Below are 15,690 nucleotides of genomic sequence, written 5' to 3' on the forward strand. Positions count from 1 at the left end.
AAAATCGTTAAGCAACATTACGCTCTGTCTCTCATGTCCCACGCTGCCAACACCAAAAACGGTCATCTTTCTACGGGAATAAATCTGAATAATCTGAGTTCGATTCGCATTCGGGGTGCGAGGCAGCACAATCTGAAAAATATCGATTTGGAGTTGCCGCGCGATCGCCTAATTGTCTTCACAGGTGTTTCCGGTTCCGGCAAATCTTCCCTGGCTTTTGATACGATTTTCGCGGAAGGGCAACGGCGTTATGTGGAATCTCTCAGTGCTTATGCGCGTCAATTTCTGGGACAATTAGATAAGCCGGATGTGGATGCGATCGAAGGTTTAAGTCCCGCAATCTCTATCGACCAAAAATCTACTTCGCACAACCCGCGTTCGACGGTGGGAACGGTGACGGAGATTTATGATTATCTGCGGTTGTTGTTTGGTCGGGCGGGTGAACCTCATTGTCCGATTTGCGATCGATCTATTTCTCCCCAGACGATCGACCAGATGTGCGATCGCATCCTCGACCTTCCCGATGGCACTCGTTTTCAAATACTCGCGCCTGTTGTGCGGGGAAAAAAGGGTACTCACCGCAAGCTATTTTCTAGTTTAATTTCCGAAGGATTTGCGCGAGTTCGGGTAAATAATGAGGTCAGACAGCTTGATGAAAATATCGAGTTAGACAAAAATTATACCCATACTATTGAAATTGTCGTTGACAGGTTAGTTAAAAAAGCTGGAATTCAAGAGCGTTTAACCGATTCTTTGGCGACTTGCTTGCGTCATTCCGGTGGAATTGCGGTTATTGAGATATTAAATGATACATCGGGCAGGGTATCCGCGTCGCGGGAAAACCTTATGTATACCCTAAATGATACCACAAACCCGGTCAATTCCTATCAGGAACAACCGCAAGAATTGGTATTTTCGGAAAACTTTGCTTGTCCCGAACATGGGGCGGTGATGGAAGAATTATCGCCAAGATTGTTTTCTTTTAATTCGCCTTATGGTGCTTGTCCTCATTGTCATGGTTTGGGGAGTTTGCGAACTTTTGCGCCCCAGTTGTTGATACCTGACCCGGAGGCGGATCTGATTTCGGCGATCGCACCTTGGGTGGATAAGGAAGATTCATATTACACAGTTTTATTGCAGAGTGTCGCCAAAGCGCATGGGTTTAAAATTTATACTCCTTGGAATCAGTTAACGCCGGAACAACAACAGATCGTTTTGTACGGTTCGGACAAGGCGATTTGGATGGAAAACCGCGATGATTTCCGCAGCTTTAAAGGGGTAATTCCGATTTTGCAAAGGCAGTACGATGAGACTGGTTCGGAATTGCAAAAGCAGAAGTTGGAACCTTATTTAATCGATCAACCTTGCGAAGTTTGTCAGGGGAAAAGGTTAAAGCCGGAAGCTTTGGCGGTGAGGTTAGGGCAATATCGAATTCTGGATTTAACGGGAGTGTCGATCGCCATCTGCAAAGAACGAATCAACAGTTTAAAGTTGAGCGAAAGACAAACTCAAATCGCGGACTTAGTTCTGAGAGAAATTCGCGCCCGTTTGCAATTTTTATTAGATGTCGGGTTGGATTATCTGACTTTAGATCGTCCGGCAATGACACTTTCGGGAGGAGAAGCACAACGGATTCGCCTAGCAACACAAATCGGTTCGGGATTAACCGGAGTTCTCTACGTTTTAGATGAACCAAGCATCGGTTTGCATCAAAGAGATAACAGCAGATTGTTGAAAACTCTCACCAAACTCCGGGATTTGGGAAACACTTTAATCGTTGTCGAACATGACGAAGAAACGATTCGGGAAGCAGATCATATTATAGATATCGGACCCGGTGCGGGAATTCATGGAGGGAGGATTGTTTCCCAAGGAAATTTGGAGACTTTGTTGGCAGCAGAAGAGTCTTTGACTGGCGCTTACTTGTCGGGAAAACGAGTAATTGAAACTCCCGCAACTCGCAGAGAAGGTAATGGGAAAAGTTTGATTCTGAAAAACTGCCATCGCAACAACCTTAAATATATAGATGTGGAAATTCCATTAGGAAAACTCGTCTGCGTGACGGGTGTTTCTGGTTCGGGAAAATCTACTTTAATCAATGAGTTGCTTTATCCAAGTTTGCAACATCATCTCACCAAAAAAGTGCCTTTGCCAAAAGAGATGGATGGAATTAAAGGGTTGAATGCGATCGATAAAGCAATTATCATCGACCAATCTCCGATCGGCAGAACTCCCCGTTCCAACCCCGCAACTTACACGGGAGTTTTCGATGCGATTCGAGAAATCTTTTCCCAAACAATTGAAGCCAAAGCCAGAGGTTATAAACCCGGACAATTTTCCTTCAATGTCAAAGGTGGCAGATGTGAAGCTTGCGGAGGTCAAGGGGTAAATGTAATTGAAATGAATTTTTTGCCCGATGTTTACGTGCAATGTGAGGTTTGCAAAGGCGATCGCTACAACCGAGAAACCTTGCAAGTTAAATATAAAGGTTATTCGATCGCAGACGTTCTGAATATGACGATCGAAGAAGCTTTAGAGGTATTTAAAAACATCCCCAAAGCGGTGACTCGGTTGCAAACTTTAGTCGATGTCGGTTTAGGTTACATCCGTTTAGGACAATCAGCCCCCACCCTTTCAGGAGGAGAAGCGCAAAGAGTCAAATTAGCTTCCGAACTTTCGCGCCGTGCGACGGGGAAAACTCTATATTTAATCGATGAACCTACTACTGGTTTATCGTTTTATGACGTTCACAAATTGTTGGATGTTTTGCAAAGATTGGTAGATAAAGGCAATTCAATTTTGGTAATTGAACATAATTTAGATGTAATTCGTTGCGCCGATTGGGTAATTGATTTAGGCCCGGAAGGTGGCGATAAAGGCGGGGAAATTATTGCAATGGGAACGCCGGAAGAGGTGGCATTGTGCGATCGGTCTTATACAGGGCAGTATTTGAAAGAGGTATTGTTGCAACATCCGCCGAAGGTCACTACTTAGCTGAATATATAATCAAAAAAATCAAATCAATTTTCTGCTAAACTATAAATTATGGCATTGGAAAAACAAAAGAATGCGACTATGTATGAATATGTTATCGCTCTCGTTGTTCCTGTTATACCCACAACTGTAGAACCAGGTAGTGAGGAATATCAAACTTGGGAAATTGCAAAATACAACTTTGCTCCTTGCCTACAAGTTGGTGATGAAGTTTTGATAAGTAATCTCAAGATAGGGAATCAGCAAGATGAACCTTTTAATTTTATGGTGGGAGTTATAAAACGCGAAAAAGAAATATTAGTTGCTAAAAAAACCAGAGGAATCTATTTTTAGAATATTAATTACAGTAGAAGTAAAACATAAAGACGAATTTCCAAGGTTTATTGAAATTATGAAAAGATATAATCCAGATGCTTTTAAAAACTAAGCAGGCATTCTGGGAATACAAACGATGTCACGCAATAATTTAGCACTGAGAATAGCCATTACAATATTAGCAGATTGTAATCAAAGGATGACATGGAAGGTAAAAGATTTATCCGCACCCTACGACTAAAAAACTTCCTATCCTACGGAAGTGACGGTGAAACAATTGAACTACAACCTCTAAATGTTTTGATCGGCCCCAACGCATCTGGTAAGTCGAATTTCATCGAAGCAATTGGGATTTTACAGGCAACATCCACAAACCTGCCTGCTCCAATTCGTCAAGGGGGAGGCATCAACAATTTCCTTTGGAAAGGGACAAAGGAGATTCCAACAGCGGAAATTGAAGCGACTATAGATTATCAGAAAGAAAGTATGCCTCTACGCTATAAAATTGCGCTCACCGCTGTTGAGCAAAGGTCGGAACTTGTGGATGAGGCTATAGAGGATGAAGAGAAAAAATATCAAAATGAAGAGGATGTCTATTTTTACTACCGATACCAGCGCGGTCGTCCAGTCTTAAACGTTAAAACTGTCAGTGAAGGAGAACCAAGCAAACGTTTGCTTCGCAGAGAAGATCTTTTGATAGATCAATCTGTTTTGTCTCAGAGAAAAGATCCAGATCTGTATCCAGAACTCTCATATTTGGGAGATCAATTTTCCAAGATAGGTTTATATCGGGGCTGGCAGATAGGTAGATATTCGCCGCCAAGAATGCCTCAGCAAACAGACTTACCCGAACATCCTCTACTAGAAGATGCGAGTAACCTCGGACTTGTTTTGAACAACTTACAATACCAACTAGGAAATAGACAAATTATCGAGAAGCTAAAAAAATTTTATGATGCAGCTGAAGAACTTAGCATCAAGTTTTCCGGTGGTACAGTTCAGATATTTATCCGTGAAACTGGACTAACTCAACCAATTCCTGCCACCCGTCTTTCAGATGGCACACTCCATTATTTATTCTTAATGGCTTTACTCCTAGACCCAACTCCACCCCCACTGATCTGTATTGATGAACCGGAAATAGGTTTACATCCAGATATTCTACCCACAATTGCTGAAATGTTAATCGAAGCATCTCAAAGAACACAACTAATTGTTACCACTCATTCTGATGCTTTGGTTTCTGCACTTTCCCCTGAGTCAGTAATGGTATGCGATCGCAACGATAAGGGAAGCCATTTGCGTCGTCTTGACCCCGAACGGCTGAAAAAATGGCTGGAAAAATATACTCTTGGAGATCTCTGGCGGATGGGTGAAATCGGAGGCAATCGATGGTAAAGGAAATCCGCATTTACATCGAAGGTGGTGGAGATTCAAAGAATACAAAAGCTTTACTTCGTCAAGGATTTAGCACTTTTTTGAACAAGCTAGTTCAGATTGCACGAAGTAAGCGAATTAAATGGCAAATTATTATGTGTGGTTCTCGTAATAGTGCTTTCAGCGACTTTCAAAATGCGTTGTCAGATCATCCAGACGCTTTTAATGTACTGCTGGTAGATGCGGAAGCGCCTGTCAAAAATAAAGAAAAGCCTTGGGAACATTTGAAGTTTAGAGATAATTGGGATTCACCAGGAGTGGATGATGATCATTGCTATTTAATGGTGCAAGCAATGGAAGCATGGTTTATTGCTGACATTGATACTCTAAAGAATTATTATGGTCAGGGGTTTAAAGAAAATAGCATTCCCAAAAATTCCAATGTGGAGAATATTGATAAAGATAGCTTGGAGCCAAGTTTGAAAGCAGCTACCCGTGATACATCTAAGGGTGAATACCAAAAAATCCAACACGCCTCCCAGCTTTTAGAGAGGTTGAATGCTGCTAAGATATGCAAGGCATCTCCTAATTGCGATCGCCTCTTTACAACCCTTGCTCTAATTATGGGGGAAACAATCTGAAAAGTTCAGATGTAAGATCGTAAAGATGAGCGATCGCACTTTGGCTATGTGCGATATTGGAAGTGCGATCGCAATTTAAACTAAACTATAGAACTGTTTCCCAAACATCTTTCTATTTATGCCCAACTTACTAGAAATTGAAGCAGCAATTAAACAGCTTCTAGAAAATGATGTTCGTCAATTGGCAACTTGGTTGCAAAACTATTTAAATGATTTGTGCGATCGCGTAGCGTGTGCGTTAGCACGTATTTACAAAACTCCGAGGTATTCTCAAAGATAAACATCCCGATCGCAAATTACTTGATGAGCTAATTCAAGAGCGTCGAGAGGAAGCAGCAAGTGAGTAAGTTTGTTAACGCTCAAGAAGTTTTAGAATTACTGGTTGAAGAGTATCAACAAGATGGTAAACCTTTACCTCAACCTAAACCTTTAGTTATTTCTCAAGTTGTTTAGGTGATTTCGCCAGTCAAGTTAAACTAAACTACAGAAGTATCTCCCAAGTATTTTGTATTTATGAGCAATATACTAGAAACAGTTTTACCGCCAGAAATTACTCCTTTGGTGTTGCAAATGTCTCCGGCGATCGAAATGACAGACGAACAATTTTTTAATTTCTGTCAGCAAAACCGAAACTATCAAATTGAACGCACCGCCAAAGGAGAAATTACTATCATGCCTCCTACAGGTTCCGAAACTGGTAATCGCAACTTTGATTTAATTGTACAGTTAGGAATTTGGATAAGGCAAAATGGAACCGGAATCGGTTTTGATTCTTCCGCTGGTTTCACTCTTCCCAATGGCGCGATCAAGTCTTCTGATGCAGCTTGGATAAAACTGGAAAAATGGCAAAGTCTCACCCCTGAACAACAGCAAAAGTTTGCCCCTGTTTGTCCAGATTTTATTGTTGAGTTACGTTCTCCTAGTGACAACTTACAAACTCTTAAAGATAAATTGCAAGAATATATAGATAATGGTATATCTCTCGGTTTATTAATCGATCGCAAAAACCGTCAAGTCTACATTTATCGTCCTAATTCCGAGATTGAATGTTTAGACAATCCTGCTACTATTAATTGTCAACCAGTTTTACCAGGATTCATTTTAGATTTATCAACTATATGGTAAACCTTTAGTTACTATTTCTCAAGTTGCTTAGGGTGGGAAAAGTGCGATCGCGCAGCGTCTGCGTTAGCAAGTATCGCCTAATCCAGCCTCTATGCACGAGAGCTAAGTGTATTTATCAAAAATCATAAGTTTTTACTCAGGGAACACTCAAAGGAAATACGGGAAAATTCTATGTTTTCTACGAGAAAATGCTTAGAGCAAATAAATATTACTGTATTATCCTTAAAATTAAATTTATACCTCAGTAAAAACTCTGTAATTTTTCTAGTTGAAATTGCAGAAATTGGTAGCCAAATCAGCCAATAAATTTCATTATTAATTTATAAAAAATACCCGCTTTCCTACTTTTATCTTCATGGCTGATTGATTACGTTATTAATAAGAGAGTTCCTCAGCAATCAGGAGAGAAGCAAATGAAATTTACAGGTACAAGAATTCGCACTTTATTAGGAGCCGCCGCTGCTAGTGTTTGTTTGATCTCTGCTACTAGTCAGCAAGCTACTGCCGGACAACTATATAATGGCTGGAACTATGGTATCGATGCTTTCAATGATGGTTCTGGTGGGTCAAGCTATGAAATTAAGGGCATGGCTGTTAAGGAAACGGCTGATAGCATTTTCGTTGCACTTACTGGTGGTATGCCTTTGACAGGAGTTGCACAGAGCGGTGCTGCTGACGGAAATATCGGTTGGGGAGACTTGTTCTTCAACTTTTCAGGACAAAATTTCCAAACTGCTAGCAATACAAACAGTTTGTTTGGCATTCGTTTTGCTGGTACTAATGATTCTAATGCTGCCACTACTGGAGTTTACAGTAATGTTAGTGCTATGAGCGTTACTGGAGTGAATCACGGCTACAGCAGCTTGAAGCAATATTATGATTATGGTTGGGGCAAAACCAATACTCAAGGTACAGACTTGCCAACAGCACAAGCTGCTTACAACTACTTCGGACAAACTACACCAATTCTGAATGTAATCGGTTCAGGTACAAAAGTGGGTGATATTACAATGCTCACTGCTTCTCAGCTGACTGCTGCGGGTCTTAACTTTGCTAACTTTAGTGCAGCTGGTACTGAAACAATCGGATTCCAGTTTAGCCGTTCTTTGTTGGGTAGCGGTAGCTATCTCGCCAATGTGTTTGTTGAGTGCGGTAATGATGGTGTGGCGCTGGCAGGCAACTTAGCACAAGTACCCGAACCATCTGGTATTGTTGGTTTAGCTTTGGTAGGTTTAACTGCTGCTGGTTCGATGCTACGTAAGCGCCGCTCGGTAAGTGTGAATATGAGCAAATAATATATTTTCTCTGTCGATGAATTCAGTTTTCAGATATAAGCGGAATAGAGAAATTGTGTTTCAATTCTCTAAAAAACGATCGATCAAACCAGCGGTAGATCAGAATCTTTTCTACCGCTTTTCAATAATCATAAATCTTCCCCCGATCGCTCAATCGTAAAGTAAAAAGTACTCCCTTCACCCAACACACTCTCTACCCAAATTTTCCCTTTGTGCTTTTGGACAATTGTTTTACAAATAGCTAAACCTAAACCTGTTCCACCTTTTTGACGAGAATCAGAAGCATCAACTTGTTGAAAACGTTCAAAAATACTTTCTAACTTGTCCGGTGGTATTCCTCTTCCTTCGTCTTTTACTGAGAAGCGGAGATAATCATCAGATTTTTCCTCGTGATTTACTAACTCTGCTCTTAGCCAAATAGTACTGCCTGGGGGAGAAAATTTGATTGCGTTACTGAGTAAATTAATGATTACTTGCACGATCGCACCAGGACTTGCCCATAATTTAACTAAAATTGGCGCAACTTTAATTGTAATCGATGCTTGATTGGCAAGAGTTTGCACTGACTCAACTGCCTGTTTCATCAACTCACTTGCTTCGCATTCTTCTATTAGTAGTTCAACAGAGCCTGATTCTAGACGTTCCAAATCTAAAATATCATTGACTAACTGCACCAAGCGAGTGCTATTATTCACTGCCATTTGTAAAAAATGCTGAAACTTCTCTGATTGATTGTCAAATCTTCCCGATTGAAGTAATCCTAAAGCGCCGCAAATGGAAGTCAATGGGGTGCGGAGTTCGTGACTAACTACGGAAATAAATTCATCTTTGACTCGTTCCGCTAATTGTCGATCGCTAATATCCTGAATTTGGGAAACACAATACAAGGGAATACCATTTTGATCTCGGATTGCAGATGTACTTTGAATTGTCCAAATCACCTTTCCTTGCTTATGAATGCAGCGTTTTTTCATTTGAAAAGAACGCTGTTCGCCTGATAGCAATTTTTGCACATTTTCCTCGATCGCGTTGATATCTTCCGGGTGAGTAATCGCCCAACAAGTTCTTTGCAATAATTCTGTTTCACTGTAACCGACAATCTCGCAAAGTGCCTGATTAACTTCCATAAATTGTCCATCCAGCGCCACTAATGCCATGCCAATTGCTGCATCATCAAATGCTAACCGGAATCTGGCTTCGCTTTCGCGCAAAGCTGCTTCGGCACGTTTGCGATCGCTAATATCCTGCACAATTCCATGCCCAACAATGTCGCCATTGTCTCGCTTTTCCAACACAGAACGTCTCACCAATAACCACTTCAATTTACCTGATGGCGTAATCACTCGCCATTCATAAGAGAACGGTTCTAAGGTAGTAAGATTTTGGCGAACAGCTGAATTATACGCTTCCACATCCTCTGGATGCCATAGATTAGCAATCACAGAAAAATCTGCCAAAGCTTGTTCAGGCTTAATTTCTAATATTTCTTCAACAGCTGCACTGATATATTCCAGCCGCGTAGATCCATCTGGGGAATGAACAATCGTGTAAATAATTCCGGGTACATTAGTAGCTAACTGCTGAATTCGAGCTTCACTTTCGCGCAGGGCTGCTTCGGTACTTTTGCGTTCGCGTAGCGCCGCTTGCTGTTCGCTAATATCTGTAATCAGTGCATAATACCCGTTAATAGTTTGATGTTCATCCACATCTGGAACTAAAACCGCAGAAACATCGCGAGTGTGATTACCTTGATAAGGAACCTCTGCTTCGTAGGTGACTGTTTCTCCCGCTAAAACTTGGGTGATGTATGGAAGTACTTTTTGATAAGCTTCTAAACCAATTACTTCCAAAATAGTTTTGCCTAAAATGTCTTCTTTGTGGCAATTAAACCAAGTTTCGTAGGTTTTATTCACAAAACGGTAACGTTGGGAAGCATCTATATATGAAATACAACCAAAAACCGAATCAGTAATTAATTGCAACTGAGCTTTGCTTTCTCTTAATGCCTTTGTTTGTTCCGCAACCTGTTGTTCTAATTCTCGCTCATAGTTGGCTCGTAGTTGTTCGCTTTGTCGTCGTTCGGTAATGTCTCGAAAAGCATTGATTGCATAGAGCACGTTACCATTTTTATCAAAAACCGGAATGGTGTTAACTTCGATCGGCACTCGTCGTCCGTTCACCGCAATTTCCATATCGTCAATATAAACCGATTCTCCTTGCAATCCTCGAATTGCCGGGAGTTTTTCGGTTGGGTAATACTCATTAGTACCTGCTAGATAAAGCTGATAAACTTCGGAAAGCTTTTGGGTGGTAGCTGATGTCACTCCCGGCGTTAAGATTTCTTTGCCTTTATTATTCACAAAAATCACTTGTCCAGAGGGAGCATGAACACTCACTCCAACTGGAACGCTATCCAAAAATGTTTCCAAGGTTTGCTGATTTTCTTGAAGTGCCTGAAAAGAAGCGTTAAGCTGAGTCATCATCTGGTTAAACCCAACTCTGAGGGCATCGACTTCCTCAATGCCAGTGGGAGAGAGTGGCGAAACGGGTTTTCCGGCAGAAAATGCTTGGGTACAAAGGTTGAGCTTCTGAATGGGTTGAGTAATTCTCCGCGCCGTCCACAACCCCAGTAAAATCGAACCCATCAGGGCTAAACCGCAAAGTAGTGCTGTGCGATGGGTATTTGCTTGAATTTCGGCAGTAAAATCAGATTCTGGGACTACAATTACGATTAACCAATCGAGTCCAAATCGATCGCGAAATGGTATAACTTGAACAAATTGTGTTGCATTGTTTTGTTCAATATCAAAATGTTCAGTATTATTAATTTGGCTTAAACTTCCGAAGCGTTTGATTAATTGTAGAGTTGTTTCTCGGATGATGGGATTTGTGCTTTCTATGGCTTTAGTGCGCTGCAATTTTCCGGCTTTGGAGGTGAATAAGGGGTAGTCGGTGGAACTAGCAATTAGTAATCCCGATCGCTCGATCATAAAAACTTGTCCTGATGGACTAATATTCAGAGTTGAGAGAAATTGATTAAAATGATCGAGTGTAATATCGGTTGCTAGCACTCCCTGAAATTTGCCGAAACTGTTATAAAAGGGTAATCCAGCCGAAATTCCTAATGTTTCTGTGCGGGTAATAAATTGATAGATCGGACTCCATGTTGCCTTGCCTGCTTGTTTAGGAGTTTGATACCAAGGTCTGCTTCTGGCATCATAATTCTGAGTCATTATTTGGGTGCGGATCTTGTTACCTTGGGCATCAGTATCAGAAATAGAATATGCGCCTTTGGTAAAGCGTCGAGTGCGATAAAGACTAATTGGTTTTTTTTGCCCAGAATCAATCATACCAAGTGAAGGGAAAGAGGTTCTTTGCGCCGAACCAATCATCCCTCCGCGTTCGTTGGCGATCGCTATGGTACTAACTGAAGGAAACCGCAAGATTTGTTTCCCAAAAAATTTTTCTAAAGTTTCTGTATCTTCTGTTTGGAAGTCGGGTATCATCCCTAAATTAATGGCATCGGCGTTAAGTTGGTTAACCAGATGGGGAACTTCCAGGGTTTTTTCTAAGTAAAGTGTGGTGCGATTTCCAACTTCTTTGCTCAACTGATGCGCTAGGTTTTCCACAACCCGCTGCCCGCTGCGAAAGGATAAATAACCCACTAAGCTTACTGCGCCTACGGTTTGCAACACAAAGGGAACCACTAACACCCATCGCAAGGGGAGGTTTAACTTTGGGTGAGAGAGGCGTTGCAGGGGAGCGATCGGCATAAAAGTTACATGAAGAAAGAGATATAATTAATAACTTTACTATTCCGATTATTCCCCACAATTTTCTTTAGTTCAAGTTTTATAGCTGAGTGCATTAGGTAAAAGGCAAGAAAAGAAATTGTTTTTCCAATTAAGAAAATTCAATATGTCTTGCGGTTGCTATACAATAAAATTTGCCTTTCTTTATTATATGTAAGAATTAGGCGCAAACTAGTCCAGCATTCCCAGTAACTATTATGACATCTACAGAGTCTCAAGTTTATCCGGTAATTTGGCAAAAAGACCATGTTTTGCTAATAGATCAAAATCGCTTGCCTGCTGAGTATACTTTAGTAGAAATTACTAACTCTGATGATATGGCATTAGCAATTAAAACGATGATTGTTAGGGGTGCACCTGCGATCGGAGTTGCTGCTGCTTATGGAATGTATTTAGGGGCAAGGGAAATTAAAACCGACAACCGGGAATTATTTTTAACCCAATTAGAAAAAGTTGCCGAAAAATTACGCGCCACTCGTCCAACAGCGGTAAATTTATTCTGGGCAATTCAAAGAATGATAAATACTGCCCGTCGCACTTTGGGATCGGTAGAATATCTGAAAGAGGTATTACTAGAAACGGCAAAAAGTATTAATTTAGAAGACTTACAAACTTGTCGATCTATAGGCGATTCTGGTTTAGAAGTTTTACCAAAAACCCCCGAAAAATTAACGATTTTAACTCATTGTAATGCTGGCGCTTTAGCTACTGCTGGTTATGGTACTGCTTTGGGTGTAGTGCGATCGGCTTGGCGAGAAGGACGTTTAGCCAGATTATTTGCTGACGAAACTCGTCCCCGTTTACAAGGTGCAAAATTAACCGCTTGGGAATGCGTACAAGATCAAATTCCCATTACTTTAATTACTGACAATATGGCAGCCCATTGTATGAAGCAAGGGTTAATTCATGCGGTGGTTGTTGGTGCCGATAGAATTGCTGCTAATGGGGATACTGCGAATAAGATTGGAACTTACAGTGTAGCGATTTGTGCCAAAGCTCATAACATTCCCTTCTTTGTCGCTGCGCCACTTTCCACAGTTGATTTTAACTTAGTTGATGGCAGTCAAATTCCCATTGAAGAACGCGATTCTTCAGAAGTTTACCAAATCGGAAAAACGGTAATTACTCCCGAAGGTGTAGATTTTTATAATCCCGCTTTTGATGTGACTCCAGCACATTTAATAACCGCAATTATTACCGAATTTGGTGCCGTTTCTCCGAGTGAATTGAAACAATTTGAGGAGAAGCAAGCAGTTTAAAATTAGGTGCGGTTTTTCTGATTTTTGCGATCGATCTTTACTGCCTTAGTAGTACACAGCATCATTCAATTCACTTACTAATTATGACCGAACAATTTTAGATTTTACATTTTGGATTAAAATGAAAATCTACAATCTAAAATCTAAAATCCAAAATCTAAAATCGGTTGATGCTGTGTTCCTACTCTTTTGGCAAAAATAACGCCACTAATTTTTAAGCTCATGAGCATAAATATACTCTGCTAATACTTGATTAATTAGTGCCTGATACCCCCGATACCCTGCCTTTGCTTCAAAGTATTCAACGATAAAAGCATCCAGCAAGAGATCGACACGCCGATGACTACGCTCAACAGGTTTTCCACCAATTCTTAGCACCGCCCGCTTCATCTGTTCTTCCGTAACTTCTGGAATATCTGAAAGATCGATCTCTTCATCTGACATTGCATTAAATATCTAGGTAACGAACATGAATCTTTAGGGAAAGAGCCTAGCAATTTGAACTTCAATTTCAGGAAAAGCTAATAGAAAAAGAGTCGCTTCTTCATTGAGAACAGTTTCTTCTTGATAGGTTTGATTCACAATTTCTCGAAACACTCGAACTTGGCGCTTGTTAACGTCGAGAATCCAATAATCAGCAATCCCAGCTTTAGCGTAAGCAGCTGCTTTTTGTTTGCGATCGAGTTCTAAAGTTGTATCAGAAATTTCTATTAACAAAAAAGTATCTGCTGGGGTGGGATGATTTTCTGCATAAAATCTAGGTTCAATTCTTACCACAGCGATATCTGGTTCAGGTTCTGAGTAAGGATTGAGGTTAATTGGATCTTGAATCCGAATTAAAGCAAGTCCTGCAAGTAAGCCTCTCAAATATTCAGCAGCGCAAAGGTTAGTAGCAGAATGGGGGGGATTTTTCGCAGCCATTGAGATAATTTGTCCTTCTAGCAGTTCTACTCGTTCCTCTGAATCGAGAATTCCTGCTGCAATCATGCGGTGGTATTCATCTTGGGAAAACAAGCGTAAACCTGTAGCAATCATAGCAGTATTTTACCTTAAAAAGGATAGAGAGTATTCCCACTAGCGGGGTCAAAAATAAACAGATGATTTAAATCAAATTGTACAGAAATGCGATCGCCCACTCTCCCCCGCCAATTACCAGAAGCCAACACATCCATTGGCAAATCTAACCCAACCAAACTAACACGAACTAAAGTCTCTCTTCCCAAAGGTTCAATAACTTTCACATCAACAAATAACTCTCCTCCTCCTATTTCCTCTCTGCGTTCTCTGCGCCTCTGCGGTTCAATTATTTCTATATATTCAGGACGAATACCCAAATCAAAACCTTGTCCTTCTCGTAAGTGTAATTTATCCCGGACAAATCCCGGACAAACTAAAACTTGTTCCCCAATTTTAAACTCATCACCCACATAAATTGCTGGTAAAATATTCATTGGTGGATTACCCAAAAAAGTCGCCACCATCCTATTAACAGGATAAGCATAAATTTCCTGCGGTTCCCCAATTTGTTGAATTTTTCCCCGATTTAAAACTATAATTTTATCAGCCAAAGTCATTGCTTCGACTTGATCGTGAGTCACATAAATAGTAGTAACTCCGACTCTTTGATGCAATTGCTTTAATTCTGCCCTGGTATCATCGCGCAATTGAGCATCTAAATTTGACAAAGGTTCATCTAACAAAAATACTTTTGGTTCTCGTGCGATCGCCCTTCCCAAAGCAACTCTTTGTTGCTGTCCTCCCGACAATTGTTTTGGTTGGCGATCTAAAAGATGGGAAATATCGAGCGATCGTGCTACCTTTTCCACTCTTTCTTTAATTATTCTAGCTTCAATCTTCCGCATTTGTAAACCAAAAGCCAAATTTTCCCTGACTGTTTTATGAGGATAAAGAGCATAATTTTGAAATACCATTGCCACATCTCGTTGACGTGCAGGGACATGATTTACTAAATCCTCGCCAATATAAACACCACCACTAGTAATAGATTCTAAACCTGCGATCGTCCTTAATATTGTAGACTTACCACAACCCGAAGGCCCTACTAACACCCAAAATTCACCATCAGGAACTTCAAAGGTAATATCCTCAATAGCAGTGACATTATTAAATTTGCGCGTAACTTCTGTTAGTTTTACTTTTGCCATAATCTTTATTGGTTATTTATTATAAATGCACTAACCATTCGCCAAATAATTTAATTCTGAGACAACTCGTTCCAATTCGTCAATCAACGGTGAAGAATAAACTTGGCGATAAGCTGCCACTAAACTTTTATAATACCAAATACTGCCTTCCTTCCCGCCTTTAAAACGTTCCCAAACAGATTCGCCTAATTCTCGGTAATCTTTTAAGATCGATCGCGAATTATGCAACTTATCCGCCGCCGAAACTAACAAAACTGATGGCGAAGCAGTAGCAAGACTATCAATAAAAACTTGCTTTCTTTCTCGCCAAGGTGGTTTAGGAATAATTTCCGAATCCGTACAACCATCAACAATAGCTGTTACATTATCACCAAAACGCCGCCGAATTTCTTCTCTAGTTTTAGCACCTCCTTGATCTTCGATCGCATCATGCAAAAGCGCCGCAATAGCTTCGTCTTCATTTGCGCCATAATCCAAAGCAATACTAGTAACACCAAGTAAATGTGTGACGTAGGGAACACCACTTCCCTTTCTGACTTGGGTAGCGTGTAATTCAGTAGCAAAAACCAGTGCTTCTGTAAAACGTTCTGTAAGAAACATTGATATTTTTAACTATATTTTAGTTAACACCAGTTTACTACAAAAATCTCGAAAGGTGCGTATAGCCTGCGGCATTTAAGAAAAGCTTGAGCGTAACGCACCATTTT

General features: G+C 40.6%; 15 protein-coding genes. 10 read left to right on the forward strand and 5 right to left on the reverse strand.

From position 1 onward, the window contains the following. Window positions 1-33 precede the first annotated feature (33 nt). The 9 genes from uvrA (at window position 34) to ACE1CI_RS07990 (ending at window position 7,747) form a co-directional block, all read left to right on the forward strand. Entirely contained in the window at window positions 34-2,994 is a 2,961-nt protein-coding gene (gene uvrA / locus ACE1CI_RS07950; protein ID WP_413267475.1) for an excinuclease ABC subunit UvrA, read from the forward strand. A 51-nt stretch (window positions 2,995-3,045) separates the two neighbouring features. Beyond that, window positions 3,046-3,327, forward strand: a complete 282-nt coding sequence (locus ACE1CI_RS07955; protein WP_413267474.1) for a hypothetical protein — start codon at window positions 3,046-3,048, stop codon at window positions 3,325-3,327. Window positions 3,328-3,513: 186 nt separating this feature from the next. Further along, the gene (locus ACE1CI_RS07960; RefSeq protein WP_413267473.1) at window positions 3,514-4,707 is read left to right on the forward strand and encodes an AAA family ATPase; all 1,194 of its coding nucleotides are present in this window, start codon (window positions 3,514-3,516) and stop codon (window positions 4,705-4,707) included. Next, window positions 4,701-5,327, forward strand: a complete 627-nt coding sequence (locus tag ACE1CI_RS07965) for a DUF4276 family protein (protein ID WP_413267472.1) — start codon at window positions 4,701-4,703, stop codon at window positions 5,325-5,327. The genes ACE1CI_RS07960 and ACE1CI_RS07965 overlap by 7 nt, the downstream gene beginning before the upstream one ends. A 118-nt stretch (window positions 5,328-5,445) precedes the next feature. After that, complete coding sequence (locus ACE1CI_RS07970; protein ID WP_413267471.1) at window positions 5,446-5,607, forward strand: hypothetical protein; 162 nt, start codon at window positions 5,446-5,448, stop codon at window positions 5,605-5,607. Window positions 5,608-5,666: 59 nt separating this feature from the next. Beyond that, window positions 5,667-5,780 (forward strand): type II toxin-antitoxin system HicB family antitoxin, encoded by a 114-nt coding sequence (locus ACE1CI_RS07975; protein ID WP_413267470.1) that lies wholly within the window; start codon window positions 5,667-5,669, stop codon window positions 5,778-5,780. Window positions 5,781-5,840: 60 nt separating this feature from the next. Further along, complete coding sequence (locus ACE1CI_RS07980) at window positions 5,841-6,452, forward strand: Uma2 family endonuclease (RefSeq protein ID WP_413267469.1); 612 nt, start codon at window positions 5,841-5,843, stop codon at window positions 6,450-6,452. A gap of 171 nt (window positions 6,453-6,623) precedes the next feature. Further along, window positions 6,624-6,758: a hypothetical protein gene (locus ACE1CI_RS07985; RefSeq protein WP_496615318.1), complete on the forward strand. Its 135-nt coding sequence runs from the start codon at window positions 6,624-6,626 to the stop codon at window positions 6,756-6,758. 107 nt (window positions 6,759-6,865) lie between these two features. Next, on the forward strand, window positions 6,866-7,747 hold the full coding sequence (locus ACE1CI_RS07990; RefSeq protein WP_413267468.1) for an XDD3 family exosortase-dependent surface protein: 882 nt from the start codon (window positions 6,866-6,868) through the stop codon (window positions 7,745-7,747). A gap of 128 nt (window positions 7,748-7,875) precedes the next feature. Here the strand turns inward: ACE1CI_RS07990 and ACE1CI_RS07995 are convergent, their stop codons facing one another. Next, entirely contained in the window at window positions 7,876-11,520 is a 3,645-nt protein-coding gene (locus tag ACE1CI_RS07995; protein WP_413267467.1) for a PAS domain S-box protein, read from the reverse strand. 236 nt (window positions 11,521-11,756) lie between these two features. Between ACE1CI_RS07995 and mtnA the strand changes: the two genes are divergently transcribed. Next, window positions 11,757-12,818: an S-methyl-5-thioribose-1-phosphate isomerase gene (mtnA, locus tag ACE1CI_RS08000; protein ID WP_413267466.1), complete on the forward strand. Its 1,062-nt coding sequence runs from the start codon at window positions 11,757-11,759 to the stop codon at window positions 12,816-12,818. A gap of 207 nt (window positions 12,819-13,025) precedes the next feature. On the opposite strand, the gene ACE1CI_RS08005 is transcribed toward mtnA, so the two are convergent. Genes ACE1CI_RS08005 through ACE1CI_RS08020 form a run of 4 tightly spaced genes read right to left on the reverse strand, consistent with a single transcriptional unit; the run spans window position 13,026 to window position 15,583 of the window. Continuing rightward, on the reverse strand, window positions 13,026-13,262 hold the full coding sequence (locus tag ACE1CI_RS08005) for a BrnA antitoxin family protein (RefSeq protein ID WP_413267465.1): 237 nt from the start codon (window positions 13,260-13,262) through the stop codon (window positions 13,026-13,028). Between the two features lie 33 nt (window positions 13,263-13,295). After that, window positions 13,296-13,853 (reverse strand): Uma2 family endonuclease, encoded by a 558-nt coding sequence (locus tag ACE1CI_RS08010; RefSeq protein ID WP_413267464.1) that lies wholly within the window; start codon window positions 13,851-13,853, stop codon window positions 13,296-13,298. Between the two features lie 14 nt (window positions 13,854-13,867). Continuing rightward, window positions 13,868-14,983 (reverse strand): ABC transporter ATP-binding protein, encoded by a 1,116-nt coding sequence (locus ACE1CI_RS08015; protein WP_413267463.1) that lies wholly within the window; start codon window positions 14,981-14,983, stop codon window positions 13,868-13,870. 30 nt (window positions 14,984-15,013) lie between these two features. Beyond that, window positions 15,014-15,583, reverse strand: a complete 570-nt coding sequence (locus tag ACE1CI_RS08020) for an HD domain-containing protein (protein WP_413267462.1) — start codon at window positions 15,581-15,583, stop codon at window positions 15,014-15,016. Between the last annotated feature and the right edge of the window lie 107 nt (window positions 15,584-15,690).

Source organism: Floridaenema flaviceps BLCC-F50, assembly GCF_041929275.2.
Taxonomy (GTDB): Bacteria; Cyanobacteriota; Cyanobacteriia; order Cyanobacteriales; family Aerosakkonemataceae; genus Floridanema; species Floridanema flaviceps.

Coding starts and splice junctions, on each gene's coding strand:
- uvrA (WP_413267475.1), top strand. CDS start 34: ATGTCCCACGCTGCCAACACCAAAAACGGTCATCTTTCTACGGGAATA.
- ACE1CI_RS07955 (WP_413267474.1), top strand. CDS start 3,046: ATGGCATTGGAAAAACAAAAGAATGCGACTATGTATGAATATGTTATC.
- ACE1CI_RS07960 (WP_413267473.1), top strand. CDS start 3,514: ATGGAAGGTAAAAGATTTATCCGCACCCTACGACTAAAAAACTTCCTA.
- ACE1CI_RS07965 (WP_413267472.1), top strand. CDS start 4,701: ATGGTAAAGGAAATCCGCATTTACATCGAAGGTGGTGGAGATTCAAAG.
- ACE1CI_RS07970 (WP_413267471.1), top strand. CDS start 5,446: ATGCCCAACTTACTAGAAATTGAAGCAGCAATTAAACAGCTTCTAGAA.
- ACE1CI_RS07980 (WP_413267469.1), top strand. CDS start 5,841: ATGAGCAATATACTAGAAACAGTTTTACCGCCAGAAATTACTCCTTTG.
- ACE1CI_RS07985 (WP_496615318.1), top strand. CDS start 6,624: ATGTTTTCTACGAGAAAATGCTTAGAGCAAATAAATATTACTGTATTA.
- ACE1CI_RS07990 (WP_413267468.1), top strand. CDS start 6,866: ATGAAATTTACAGGTACAAGAATTCGCACTTTATTAGGAGCCGCCGCT.
- ACE1CI_RS07995 (WP_413267467.1), bottom strand. CDS start 11,520: ATGCCGATCGCTCCCCTGCAACGCCTCTCTCACCCAAAGTTAAACCTC.
- mtnA (WP_413267466.1), top strand. CDS start 11,757: ATGACATCTACAGAGTCTCAAGTTTATCCGGTAATTTGGCAAAAAGAC.
- ACE1CI_RS08005 (WP_413267465.1), bottom strand. CDS start 13,262: ATGTCAGATGAAGAGATCGATCTTTCAGATATTCCAGAAGTTACGGAA.
- ACE1CI_RS08010 (WP_413267464.1), bottom strand. CDS start 13,853: ATGATTGCTACAGGTTTACGCTTGTTTTCCCAAGATGAATACCACCGC.
- ACE1CI_RS08015 (WP_413267463.1), bottom strand. CDS start 14,983: ATGGCAAAAGTAAAACTAACAGAAGTTACGCGCAAATTTAATAATGTC.
- ACE1CI_RS08020 (WP_413267462.1), bottom strand. CDS start 15,583: ATGTTTCTTACAGAACGTTTTACAGAAGCACTGGTTTTTGCTACTGAA.